Origin of the sequence: Rahnella sp. ATs2 (genome assembly GCF_051851855.1) — a bacterium.
GTDB lineage: Bacteria > Pseudomonadota > Gammaproteobacteria > Enterobacterales > Enterobacteriaceae > Rahnella > Rahnella variigena.
This window is the reverse complement of record NZ_JBLYPL010000002.1, coordinates 271,563-283,720: the sequence shown is the minus strand read 5'-3', so window position 1 is coordinate 283,720 and position 12,158 is coordinate 271,563. Positions and strand designations below refer to the sequence as shown.

The following is a 12,158-nucleotide window of genomic DNA, read 5'->3' as shown; positions in this document are numbered from 1 at the left end:
TTACTCTTTTACTTCACCCTGGAAAACGGAGATGCAGGTTTTTACGCAGGCATCACCGGAGAACTGCTGACGTTCACTATTCCCTGTAATTCCAGCGCCCGTGCAGCGCGCAGGCACAGGTCTTCGCGCCACGGCGGCGCAATCAGTTGTAATCCAATCGGCAGACCGGTTGATGTCGTGACCGGCACCGTGACCACCGGTAAACCGAGGAACGAAATCGGCTGCGTCAGCATGCCCATATTGGCACGGGTTGGCAGATCCTGACCGTTAATTCTGATTGTGTCCTGACCAATCAGTGTTGCCGGGCATGGCGTGGCAGGGGCGATCAGAATGTCCCAGTGATCGAACAGGGGCAAGATTTGTTCCTGAAAATGCTGACGAAAACGCTGTGCCTGGACGTACCACGCCGCCGGGATCATCGCACCGGCCAGTAAACGCTCGCGGGATAATGGCTCAAACTGCTCCGGAATGCTGCGCAGTTTTGGCAAATACTGATTACCGCCTTCAGAAGCACTGATGATAAACGCCGCTGAACGCGCCATTTCGGCCTGCGGCATCACGACTTCTTCCTGCGCTTCCAGAGCCTGCGCAATCTGACGCACCGCTGCTTTGGCGTGGTCGTCGCACCAGGTAGAAAAATATCCGCCCAGCACCGCAGTGCGCAACCCCTGCTGGCCGCGTCCGAGCTGCGAAAACGTCGCGGTAACGGGCTTATCTGCCTGGAAGTGATCTTGCGGATCCGTGCCCTGAATCGCGTCATAGACCTGCGAAAGATCTTCGCTGCATCGCGCCATCGGGCCGATATGATCGAGGCTGGCGACAAACGGCTGGCTGCCGCGACGTGAAATTCGTCCGAAGGTCGGCTTCAGGCCGAGAATACCGCTCAATGAGGCCGGCACGCGGATCGAGCCGTTGGTGTCGCTGCCGAGTGTGAAATGCACCAGTCCAGCAGCCACGGCGGCGGCGGAACCGCCGGAAGATCCTCCGGCGACACGCGCCAGATCCCGTGGATTACGGGTGGCACCGTAATGGCTGTTTTCAGTGGTGAAGCCGTAAGCGTAAGCATCCATATTCAGCATGCCGGAAAGCATCGCGCCTTGTGCTGCGAGGCGTGAAACCGTCCACGCATCGTGGCGTGCGGCAGCGTTGCTGCTGTTGAGGCTTGCGCCTGCCAGCGTTACTTCACCGGCCACATCCAGCAAGTTTTTCACCGCATAAGGGATGCCTGCCAGAGGCGCAAGTGCGGCACCGCTTGCGCGGGTTTTATCCACTTTTGCTGCTTCACGTAACATACGTTCGCGGGTGATATGCGTATACGCGTTGATGACCGGATTAGCCTGTTCAATGGCGTCCAGCGTGGACGTCGCAATTTCTGTCGCTGAGATTTCGCCCTGCGCCATCGCCTGATGTAACTGACTGATGGTAAAGCTATCAAACGATTTCATGCGCGATACACTCTTCATGCTCTGTACACCCCGGCAATTTCCAGTCGCGAATCGAGCGGTAAATCCATCAGCGGTTGTGCCATTTGCGCGATACGGCTGAACTGCACCAGCAATTCCTGACGACGGGTGTCGTCGAGTTCCAGCGCCAGCACGCTTTCCATCTGGCGGATATAAGCGGCCCAGTCGGTCGCTGCGGGGGTATTTTTCATGCTGCTTCCTTATCAATTCTCATGAGCGAACTCTGATCAAAATCCGGCGGCGCTGCCGTTGCTGCGCGGGTCGGAGGCACCTTCAAACATGCCGTTGGTATGGCGGACAATCGCACCGGCGTGGCCGACGGCTTCGCTGAAATCCGGCAACAGTTCGACGTCGTGACCGCGCTGTCTCAGCCCGGCCTGCGTCGGATAGGCGAAACGGCCTTCCAGTTTCAGTGAATCCGAACTTTCTCCCCACGTCCGCCCCAGCAGCCAGCGCGGACCGCTGATCGCCTGCTGCAAAGACTGACCCTGCACCACATGGCGGATAAACACGGCGGCCTGGGTTTGCGGCTGACCGTCGCCGCCCATCGAACCGTAAACCATGGTGCGCCCGTCGTATAAACGTGCGGCGGCGGGGTTGAGGGTATGAAACGGTTGCTTGCCCGGTGCCAGCGCCAGTAAATGGCTGGCATCGAGGCTGAAAGATGCGCCGCGGTTTTGCCACAACACGCCGCTGCCCGGCAGCACTACACCACTGCCGAACTCGTGATAAATACTCTGGATAAATGATACCGCCAGCCCGCTGCTGTCCATCACGCCCATCCAGACGGTATCGCCCGGACCTTTACCTTTGCCCCAGTCGGCGGCGCTGTGCGGTTTGATGCGGGTGGCGAGGGCATCGAGATACTGCGGATCCAGCAGGCTCTGCGCGTCCTGCGTCATCATGCGTGGATCAGTGATAAAGCGGTCGCGCAGGCCGAACGCCAGTTTGGTGGCTTCGACAATGCTGTGGATCGTCGCGCTTTCATCCATGGTTTCCAGCGGCAGGCGGTCAGTCAGGCCGAGGATCGCCAGCGAAACCAGCCCCTGCGTCGGTGGCGTCAGGTTGTAGATTTCGCCTTTGCTGTGTTTGAGGCGCAGCGGCACACGGCGCTGCGGCTTGTAAGCAGCAAGATCGGCGCGGGTGACCGGCATACCGAGCTTTTCCATGTCGGCGGCCATATTGTCGGCCAGTTCACCGCGATAGAAACTGTTCAGCCCGTCTTCGCACAGCATCGATAACGTCTGCGCCAGTTGCGGCTGGGTGAAACGGTTCCCGGCGCGCGGCACGTCGCCGTTAGGCAGAAAAACATCGGCGAAGGTGCGGAAATCTTTCAGTTCATGTTGCTTGGCGCGGGTGGCGGCTTCCTGCGAGGCGGTCACCGGAATGCCGTCCGCAGCGTAACGGATGGCGTCACGCAGCAGGCGCGAAAGCGGTTTTTGCTCGCCGCCGAATTCAGCCGATACATTCAGCGCTTCCTGCCAGCCGCCGACGGTGCCTGCGACCGTCAGCGCCGCTTTCGGGCCGCGGTGCGGAATGTGCGTTTCACCGGCGTAGAAATCGAGAGAGGCCAGCGAACCGGCGGCACCGCTGGCGTCGATCGCCACCGGATTGCCCTGCGGGGGCACAATCAGCCAGAAACCGTCGCCGCCCAGTCCGTTCATGTGCGGATAGACCACGGCAATGGTGGCGGCCGCCGCCACCATTGCCTCGATGGCATTGCCGCCTTCACGCAATACCGCAAGCGCACTCTGGCTCGCCAGATGATGAGGTGTAACCGCCATGCCCAGCGGTGCGCTGTTACTGTTAATCATGCGATGTCCTTTTTGAAACGCTTTTTTTATGTTGCCCGCGCATGCAGGGATGAGGGCGTGCAGGGATTAAGTTAAGCAAGAGGTGTTCCACATCGGCAAAACCTTCAGACTTTCACTCATAATTTAGCTTGCATTGGCAAGCATAGTGCATGGTATGTTCCGCTGATTTACTGAAACATTGGTTACAAAAGGGACGGAGATGAAACAGATTGATGAACGTCTGCGTGACCATTACGCAGAACTCACGCCGCAGGAACAGCGGGTGGCCGACTTTATTTTTGCCAGCATTGATGACCTGATGAGCTACAACAGCGCAGAGCTGGCGCGGCTCAGCGGCGTGTCGAAGGCCACGGTCAGCCGCCTGTTTAAACGTCTTGGTTACCCGAGTTATCGCGATATGCGCGATGAAATGCGCACCCTGCGCCAGAGTGGCATGCCGCTGACCGACAGCCGTGACGCGGTGCAAGGTAACACCTTGTTATCACGGCACTATAAACAGGAAATGGCTAACCTGACGCAGTGGATTAATCAGATTGATGGCGCACAGTTTGGCGCGCTGATCACCGCCCTGAGTCAGGCGCGGCAGGTACGTCTGCTGGGTTTTCGTAACAGTTATCCGGTGGCGCTGCACCTGCGTCAGCAACTGATTCAGGTGCGTGCTGGCGTGATGATGATGCCGCAGCCGGGGCAAACGCTGGCGGAAGAACTGGTGGATCTCACCGCGCAGGACGTGGTGATTTTCGTTGCTTTCCGTCGTCGTCCCCGCATGGCGAAGGCGATTCTCACGCAATTACAGTCACTTGATGTGCCGGTTTTACTGATTTGCGAGCCGCAGGCGCAGACACTTATTCCGCTCGCCACCTGGCATCTGGCCGCGCCGCTCGACAGCGTGTCGGCGTTCGACAGTTATTCATCTGCCATGAGCCTGGCGAATTTACTCAGCAATGCGTTGTTGCACGATATGCTCGCGTCAGGCCGTCAGCGCATTCATCAGATAAGCGATTTGTATAACGATCTGGATGAGCTGGAGCAGCGCTGATTCCCGATTCAGGGACAAACTCAGCGCTTTTCTGGTGCTTTCGCACAATTACGGTGCATCAGAGTTTTCAACCTTTCTCGCTTTTTGCCCTGATTTAGGGCAAAAAAATCCCCTCTGCTTACTTCGCTGAGTCGCTAATTCCTTGTCATATCGTGACTTTGCGCACATTTTTTCTGCCGGGTCATTTTTGGCACATTCGTTGCAAAGTTTTAAATATAAGAATCTATCGTTCCAAAAACTTTTCACCGGAGATAATCTATGAACATGAACAAACGGTTGTTGGCATGGGCAGGTGCGGCAATGCTGGTGCTTCAGGCATCGAATGTTATGGCCGATCAGTTGCAGGATATTCAGAAGCGTGGCGTGCTGCGCGTGGCTGTTCCGCAGGATTTCCCGCCGTTTGGTTCGGTGAGCAAGGATTTGCAGCCGGAAGGTTATGACATCGACATGGCGCATTATCTGGCCGATAAGATGAAACTTAAGTTGCAACTGGTGCCGGTCACCAGCGCCAACCGCGTGCCTTATCTGCAAACGGATAAAGTCGATCTGGTGATTTCCAGCCTCGGCAAAAACGCCGAGCGCGAAAAAGTCATCGACTTCAGCAAAGCTTACGCACCGTTCTTCCTCGGCGTGTTTGGTGCGCAGGGTGACAAACTGTCGGATCTGAAAGAACTGTCCGGTAAAACCATCGGCGTGACCCGTGGCGCGGTGGAAGATCTGGCGCTGACCGATGTGGCACCGAAAGATGCCAAAATTCAGCGTTACGAAGACAACAACACCACGCTGTCGGCCTACCTGTCCGGTCAGGTGGAATACATCGCCACCGGTAACCTGGTGGTGGCGGCGGTAGCCCGCATGAATCCGGCCAAAGCGCCGGTTTCCAAAGTGATGCTGAAAGACTCGCCGTGCTATGTCGGTCTGCGTAAAGACGAACCGGCACTGAAAGACAAAGTGAATGAACTGATCGCCGAAGGCATCAAAGACAAGACACTGAATACGCTGTCTGAAAAATGGATGAAGGCACCGCTGCCGGCATCAATCGGCGCGTGAGCAGGGTTTTGACGGAGATTTTTCATGACCTATCAGCTTAACTTTAGCGCGCTGTGGCCTTATATGCCGGAACTGCTGGCCGGATTATGGACCACCATTGAGCTGACGGTACTGGCAACGGTTGGCGGTGTCGCGATAGGAGTTTGCGGCGCGGCCATCCGCTGCGGCAACCATAAAATTCTGCGGACAGTCTGGGGCATTTATGTCGAAGCCATCCGTAATACGCCGTTTGTGGTGCAGCTGTTTTTCATTGTATTTGGCCTGCCAGCCATTGGCCTGAAAATGACCGCCGGTGAAGCGGCGCTGCTGGCGATGCTGATTAACCTCGGCGCGTACAGCACCGAGATTATCCGCGCCGGTATTCAGGTGACGCCGAAAGGCCAGTGGGAAGCCGGACGCGTGCTGGGACTAACGCGCAGTCAGACGTTCCTGCGCATTGTGCTGCCGCCGTCGCTGAAACGCATTTATCCGTCGCTGGTCAGCCAGTGCATTATCGTGATGCTCGGATCTTCCGTGGTATCGCAGGTGTCTTTTGAGGAACTGACGTTTGCTGCGAACTTAATTCAGTCACGCACCTTCCTCAGTTTCGAAGTGTATCTGGTCACCACGTTGTTCTATTTGCTGTTGTCGGTGGCGATGCGTCAGTTGCTGCTGCTGGCCGGACGCCGTGTCTTTGGGAGTGAAAACTGATGATGACCTTCACTGACTGGGACATTGTGCGCAATCTCCTGCTGGCGGCGCGCTGGACGTTGCTGTTGTCGCTGACCGCGTTTATCGGCGGCACGCTGGTGACTCTGCCGCTGTTGTTTATGCGCCTGACCAGGCGCCGCTGGCCGACGCGTTTTGTGCGTCTGTATTCTGAACTGTTTCAGGGTACGCCGCTGCTGATGCAGCTGTTCCTGGCCTTCTTCGGGCTTGGCCTGTTTGGTATCAACGTCAGCCCGTGGACGGCTGCCGCGCTGGCGCTGACGCTGTATACCAGCGCGTATCTGGTAGATATCTGGAGCGGCAGTATTGCCGCTTTACCGAAAGGCCAGTGGGAAGCGTCGCGCTGCCTCGGCCTGAATTTCGGTCAGACGTTATGGCGTGTCATTACTCCGCAGGCGCTGCGGATTGCCATTGCGCCGACCGTCGGGTTTTCCGTACAGGTGGTGAAAGGCACCGCGCTGGCGTCGATTATCGGTTTTGTCGAACTGACCAAAGCCGGAACCATGCTGAACAACGTGACGTATGAGCCGTTCAAAGTGTTTGGATTAGTGGCGCTGGGCTACTTCCTGATGTGCTATCCGCTGTCCCGTTACAGTCAGCATTTAGAAAAATCATTGCGTGGAGAGAAACAGTAATGCCACTGATCACCATCAATCAGGTTCAGAAATATTACGGTCAGAACCACGTGCTGAAAGGCGTGGATCTGGATATCGACAGCGGCGAAGTGATTTCGATCATCGGCCGCAGTGGTTCAGGCAAAAGCACGCTGTTGCGCTGCATGAACGGGCTGGAAGGCTATCAGGAAGGCAGCATCAAACTGGGCGGCATGACCATCACTGACCGCGATTCCCAGGCGCGTGACATCAGCCGTTCGGTCGGTATGGTGTTTCAGAGCTTCAATCTTTTTCCGCACATGACCGCGCTGGAAAACGTCATGCTGGCGCCACGGCGCGTGCTGAAAAAGTCCGCCGCCGAATGCAGTGAACTGGCCGCGCAGATGCTGGCGAAAGTCGGGCTGGCGGATCGCATGGATTATTACCCGTCGAATCTTTCCGGCGGCCAGCAGCAACGTGTGGCGATTGCCCGTGCGCTGGCGATGAACCCGAAAGTGCTGCTGTGTGATGAAATCACCTCGGCGCTGGATCCGGAATTAGTCGGCGAAGTATTGAAAGTGCTCGAGCAACTGGCGAAAGAAGGCATGACGCTGGTACTGGTGACGCACGAAATGAATTTTGCCCGCGAAGTGGGCGACCGCGTGGTGTTTATGCATCAGGGCACCGTGTGGGAACAGGGCGAAAGCCGGGCGCTGTTTGCCAATCCGCAAACGCCGGAGTTAAAACAATTTATAGCATCCGTACGCGGCCTTACTGAGGCTGCCGCAAGCTAACATCGTAAAGGATTAACTATGTCAAATTTCATCTCTCCCGGACAAATCAACCCGCCAAGCCGTCTGCTGATGGGGCCGGGGCCCATCAATGCCGATCCGCGCGTGCTGCGGGCAATGGCGAGCCAGCTGGTCGGACAATATGATCCGGTGATGACCGGCTACATGAACGAAGTGATGGCGCTGTACCGTGCGCTGTATAAAACCGAAAACCCGTGGACGTTGCTGATCGACGGCACCTCGCGCGCCGGGATCGAAGCCGTGCTGCTTTCCGGTATCCGTCCGGGCGACAAAGTGCTGGTGCCGGTGTTTGGTCGTTTCGGTCATCTGCTGTGTGAAATTGCCCGTCGTTGTCGCGCTGAAGTTCACACCATCGAAGCGCCGTGGGGCGAAGTGTTTGATCCGCAGCAAATCGAAGATGCGATTAAATCCGTGAAACCGCGCTGGTTGCTGACCGTGCAGGGCGATACGTCCACCACCATGTTGCAGCCGCTGGAGCAACTGGGTGAAATCTGCCGCCGTCACGGCGTGTTGTTCTATTCCGATGCCACGGCGTCCTTCGGCGGCAACCCGCTGGAAACCGACGCCTGGGGTTTAGACGCAGTGTCTGCCGGTTTGCAAAAATGCCTCGGCGGTCCTTCCGGCAGCTCGCCCGTGACCATCAGCCCGCGCTTTGAAGAACAAATCCGCCGCCGTAAATGCGTGGAAGAAGGTATCCGTACCGCCGACCACGCCGACGGCGATGAGGAGATGATCTACTCCAACTATTTCGATCTTGGCATGATCATGGATTACTGGGGGCCGGAGCGTCTGAACCACCATACCGAAGCCACCAGCATGTTATTTGCGGCACGCGAATGTGCGCGCATCATTCTGGAAGAAGGGCTCGATACCGGTATCGCCCGCCACAAACTGCACGGCGGCGCACTGCTGGCAGGGATTCAGGGCATGGGGCTGGAAGTGTTCGGCGACCTGAATAACCGCATGAATAACGTGCTCGGCGTGGTCATTCCGCAGGGCGTTCACGGCGAACAGGTGCGCCAGATGATGCTTAACGATTTCAGCATTGAAATCGGCACGTCATTTGGCCCGCTGGCCGGGAAAATCTGGCGTATCGGCACCATGGGTTACAACGCGCGTAAAGACTGCGTGTTGCAGACGCTGGTGGCGCTGGAAGCGGTGCTTAACCGTCTCGGCTATGCGTCGAAATACGGCGCAGGGGCGCAGGCCGCCTGGGATCACTACGCAGGAGGTCAGTAATGGCAGAAGCCTTTACGCTGGCTGCGGTTTCCGACAGCGCAAAACGTGCTGCTGAACGGGTGATGGCGCGCTGCGATGCACTCGCCGCCATCAGTGAAACGCCGGGTCAGCTGACCCGCGTGTATCTCTCGGCCGAACATTTGCAGGCCAATCAGGTCGTGGGCGGATGGATGGAAGCAGCCGGTATGCGCGTCTGGCAGGACAGCGTCGGCAACATCTGCGGGCGCTACGAAGGGCTGGACGCTTCGGCTCCCGCCATCCTGCTTGGCTCACATCTCGACAGCGTGCGTAATGCAGGGCGTTATGACGGCCCGCTGGGCGTGCTGACCGCGCTGGAAGTGGTGGCGCATTTGCATCACAACGGCATCCGTTTGCCGATGGCGGTGGAAATTGTCGGGTTCTGCGATGAAGAAGGGACGCGTTTTGGTATCACGCTGCTGGGCAGCCGCGGGCTGACCGGCACCTGGCCGGCGGACTGGCTGGAACGTCAGGACGCGCAGGGGATTTCGGTGGCACAGGCGATGCAGAGTGCCGGGCTGGAGCCGCTGAAGATCGGTGCGTCACAGCGCGCGGTCAGCGATTTCTGCGCGTATCTTGAATTGCATATCGAACAAGGCCCGTGCCTGCAAACGGCGGATGTGCCGCTCGGCGTGGTCACGGCGATTAACGGTGCGCGTCGCCTTAATTGCGAATTCACCGGTCACGCAGGTCATGCCGGAACCGTGCCGATGGGGCAGCGTCAGGACGCCCTGACCGCCGCCGCTGAATGGACGCTGGCGATTGAAAGCATCACTACTGCCACCGGCCGTAATCTGGTGGCGACGGTCGGCACCCTGGAATGTCTGCCGGGCGCGGTGAATGTCATTCCGGGTCAGGTGAAGCTGTCGCTGGATGTACGCGGTCCGCGTGATGATGATCTCTCTGCGCTGCTGGAAACGCTGCTGGCGAAAGGTCGGGATATCGCCGCACGGCGCGGCCTGACGTTCGCTGCCGAACAGTTTTACGGCATCAGCGCGACGGAATGTAATGCCGGTTTGCAGCATCGTCTGAGTCAGAGCGTTCTACACCTGCAGGGACAGGCGATGTCATTGCCAAGCGGGGCAGGGCATGATGCGATTGCCATGGCTGAATGCTGGCCGGTCGGCATGTTGTTTGTGCGCTGTAAAGACGGCATCAGCCATCATCCCGATGAATCTGTCACCACCGGCGACGTAGCTTACGCGGTGCAGGCGTATATCAATACGGTGCTGAGTTTTGCTGAGGGACATTTATGACTTTCGAAGGATCCGGCTCGTTATCCAGATTCAATGCGCTATCCGAATTTGAAGCCGTTGCCCTGTTGCGCCCGCTGGTGAATATCCCTTCGTGGGCGAAAACTGTCAGTGACGGACGCCCTTATGCTTCTGTGGAAGACGTATTGCGCCGCGCGGAAGCGGCCTGCGAAAACTGGCAACCGGAAGATATTACTCAGGCGCTGTCGGCACATCCGCGTATCGGCGAACGCGCCAGCGGAGCCAGTAAAGAAGCGCAGCTTTCCCGTGGCGAACAGGCGACGCTCAATATCAGCCAGCAGGCAGTGATCGATGCGCTGCATGACGGCAACCTGCGTTATGAGCAACGTTTCGGACGGGTGTTTCTGATCCGCGCGAAAGGGCGCAGTTCAGAGGAGATTCTGGATAATCTGCAACGACGCCTGAAGAATTCACCGGACGCTGAAGATCAGGAAACGGCGCAACAACTCAAAGAAATTACCCTGCTGCGTTTAAAGGAGATATTCCCGTTATGACACGCATCACCACCCATATTCTTGATACGTCTTTGGGCCAGCCCGCGGCCAATGTGCGCGTCTGGCTGGAAAGCCTTGAAGGGCGGAACATCACGCTTATCAGCGAAACCCAAACCGATGCCGATGGCCGCGCCGCAAAATTAACGCCGGAACCGGTGGCTTCCGGGCATTACCGGTTGTGTGCGGATATTGGCGCGTATTTCACGGCAACGGGGCGCGAAACGCTGTATCACTCGGCGATCATTGATGTGGTGATCGACGGTGAGCAGGATCATTACCATCTGCCGCTGCTGATCAGTCCTTATTCTTATTCAACGTATCGCGGCAGTTAGACCTTTCTGTCATTCAGCCCATCAGCAGGTGCGGATGCTTTAACCGCACGCTTTGGGTCAGCGCCGCGTGGCTGACATCCCGGTCACGATTGCCCTGACGCACCTGTTGCAAAAACGCCATCAGCAGCGGATGCGGGCGCTCGCGACGTGACATCAGTTCCGGTTGTCCCTGAACGCCGAGAAAGAACGGATGATTGTCCAGCTCTGCCACCTGCGCCTGTTCCCCGCTTTCGTCATACCCCGTAATGCGCAATCCCGTACTTTCCAGTTCTGCCAGTAAATGCGGATTCAGATAGCGGCGCTGGTTATAGCGCAGCGTAAACGCATCGCCCATTTTATTGGCCAGCAGGCTGCCGCTGCGGGTGATGACCGTATGATTCCCCGGACGTGGCTGCGCGTGCTCGGCGAGCGGCAAACCGGTTTGCAGACTGCCCAGCGTTGACGGGCCGTGCATCACCACCCGATCCTGTCCGAGCACTTTCTGGCCCAGCGCCGTCACCATCTGATGCATTCCCTGATTGATGCCCAGCACCGGCGTGCGGTTTTCCAGTGCCCAGGCGGCAGTCGCCAGCGCGCTGGCCTGATGATCGCCCTGCGTTAACGTTGCGCCCGGTAAAATAATGCCGTCGACGTCGAAAAGCGTGCAGTCGAGCTGGCTGCCAAGTAACGCCGCTGTCACATACACCACGTCAATGTTCATTGCCAGTGCATCGGCGGCGTCTCCCAGTGCAGCCAGCATCGCCGGATAGCTGTCGCGTTGCTCGGCAAAATCGCCCACCAGCGCCACGCGCAGTGTTTTTCCTGCCCGCATCACCGGCTGCGAAACGGAGCCTAACGCCCAGCGCCCGAAGGCATCGCGCCCCCAGCCGTTACTGCGAATTTTGCCGGTCGCGCAATCTTCCAGCTGGAATTTATCCTGATTGCGCACCACGGTCAGTGACTCAGTTTCTATGCCGTGTTCAGCGATTTGTGCCGCCAGACCCGCGGATAAAGGCTCACGCAATGGTACGACGATATCTTCTTTAAGTGCCCGATAAATCAGGGATTCAAGGCCAGTTTCTTCACCCGCACCGCGCCCGGTCAGGCGCTCAAGCCACACCAGCCCGCTGGTCAGTGCGTGTCCCTGCGCCGTGACGTGCTGACGGGCATTCGGGTAACGTTGTGCATCATGACTGACGGGAAAGTGACACAGCGGCAACGCGCGGAGTTCAGCAAGTATCGCTGCCATCGCGCCGTACAACGCAGGTTCGGGCGTGGAGTGTGCAATAAAGGTGATGGTCATCAGTGGTCCTCTGTCAGATGTTTTTGCGGGGATATTGAAT

At 57.8% G+C, this 12,158-nt stretch carries 13 protein-coding genes; 9 read left to right on the top strand and 4 right to left on the bottom strand.

The features are described 5' to 3' along the window. Window positions 1–41 precede the first annotated feature (41 nt). From ACJY2G_RS03010 to ACJY2G_RS03000, 3 genes are read right to left on the bottom strand one after another with little or no spacing between them, the layout of a single operon-like run. Window positions 42–1,445 (bottom strand): AtzE family amidohydrolase, encoded by a 1,404-nt coding sequence (locus tag ACJY2G_RS03010; RefSeq protein WP_430320264.1) that lies wholly within the window; start codon window positions 1,443–1,445, stop codon window positions 42–44. 14 nt (window positions 1,446–1,459) lie between these two features. Continuing rightward, the gene (gene hpxX / locus ACJY2G_RS03005) at window positions 1,460–1,654 is read right to left on the bottom strand and encodes an oxalurate catabolism protein HpxX (RefSeq protein WP_112290587.1); all 195 of its coding nucleotides are present in this window, start codon (window positions 1,652–1,654) and stop codon (window positions 1,460–1,462) included. Window positions 1,655–1,690: 36 nt separating this feature from the next. Then, window positions 1,691–3,277, bottom strand: a complete 1,587-nt coding sequence (locus ACJY2G_RS03000) for a gamma-glutamyltransferase family protein (protein ID WP_113877951.1) — start codon at window positions 3,275–3,277, stop codon at window positions 1,691–1,693. A 199-nt stretch (window positions 3,278–3,476) separates the two neighbouring features. Between ACJY2G_RS03000 and ACJY2G_RS02995 the strand changes: the two genes are divergently transcribed. The 9 genes from ACJY2G_RS02995 to uraH all read left to right on the top strand — a co-directional run bounded on the left by ACJY2G_RS02995 (window position 3,477) and on the right by uraH (window position 10,836). After that, the gene (locus ACJY2G_RS02995; RefSeq protein WP_112290583.1) at window positions 3,477–4,316 is read left to right on the top strand and encodes a MurR/RpiR family transcriptional regulator; all 840 of its coding nucleotides are present in this window, start codon (window positions 3,477–3,479) and stop codon (window positions 4,314–4,316) included. 258 nt (window positions 4,317–4,574) lie between these two features. Further along, entirely contained in the window at window positions 4,575–5,366 is a 792-nt protein-coding gene (locus ACJY2G_RS02990; RefSeq protein ID WP_430320266.1) for a transporter substrate-binding domain-containing protein, read from the top strand. Window positions 5,367–5,390: 24 nt separating this feature from the next. Continuing rightward, window positions 5,391–6,056 (top strand): amino acid ABC transporter permease, encoded by a 666-nt coding sequence (locus ACJY2G_RS02985; RefSeq protein ID WP_430320267.1) that lies wholly within the window; start codon window positions 5,391–5,393, stop codon window positions 6,054–6,056. A gap of 2 nt (window positions 6,057–6,058) precedes the next feature. After that, a complete protein-coding gene (locus ACJY2G_RS02980) occupies window positions 6,059–6,709 on the top strand; it encodes an amino acid ABC transporter permease (RefSeq protein ID WP_430320387.1) in 651 nt (216 codons plus the stop codon). After that, complete coding sequence (locus ACJY2G_RS02975; RefSeq protein ID WP_430320268.1) at window positions 6,709–7,461, top strand: amino acid ABC transporter ATP-binding protein; 753 nt, start codon at window positions 6,709–6,711, stop codon at window positions 7,459–7,461. The genes ACJY2G_RS02980 and ACJY2G_RS02975 overlap by 1 nt, the downstream gene beginning before the upstream one ends. An 18-nt stretch (window positions 7,462–7,479) precedes the next feature. Beyond that, window positions 7,480–8,718 (top strand): pyridoxal-phosphate-dependent aminotransferase family protein, encoded by a 1,239-nt coding sequence (locus tag ACJY2G_RS02970; RefSeq protein WP_430320269.1) that lies wholly within the window; start codon window positions 7,480–7,482, stop codon window positions 8,716–8,718. Continuing rightward, window positions 8,718–9,992, top strand: a complete 1,275-nt coding sequence (hpxK, locus tag ACJY2G_RS02965; RefSeq protein WP_430320270.1) for an allantoate amidohydrolase — start codon at window positions 8,718–8,720, stop codon at window positions 9,990–9,992. The genes ACJY2G_RS02970 and hpxK overlap by 1 nt, the downstream gene beginning before the upstream one ends. Then, window positions 9,989–10,504, top strand: coding sequence for a 2-oxo-4-hydroxy-4-carboxy-5-ureidoimidazoline decarboxylase (gene uraD / locus ACJY2G_RS02960; protein WP_430320271.1), 516 nt, complete (start codon window positions 9,989–9,991; stop codon window positions 10,502–10,504). Before hpxK ends, uraD begins: the two co-directional genes overlap by 4 nt. Beyond that, window positions 10,501–10,836: a hydroxyisourate hydrolase gene (uraH, locus tag ACJY2G_RS02955; protein ID WP_112290571.1), complete on the top strand. Its 336-nt coding sequence runs from the start codon at window positions 10,501–10,503 to the stop codon at window positions 10,834–10,836. The genes uraD and uraH overlap by 4 nt, the downstream gene beginning before the upstream one ends. Window positions 10,837–10,849: 13 nt before the next feature. On the opposite strand, the gene ACJY2G_RS02950 is transcribed toward uraH, so the two are convergent. After that, window positions 10,850–12,118: a glutamine amidotransferase-related protein gene (locus ACJY2G_RS02950; protein WP_430320272.1), complete on the bottom strand. Its 1,269-nt coding sequence runs from the start codon at window positions 12,116–12,118 to the stop codon at window positions 10,850–10,852. Window positions 12,119–12,158: the final 40 nt, after the last annotated feature.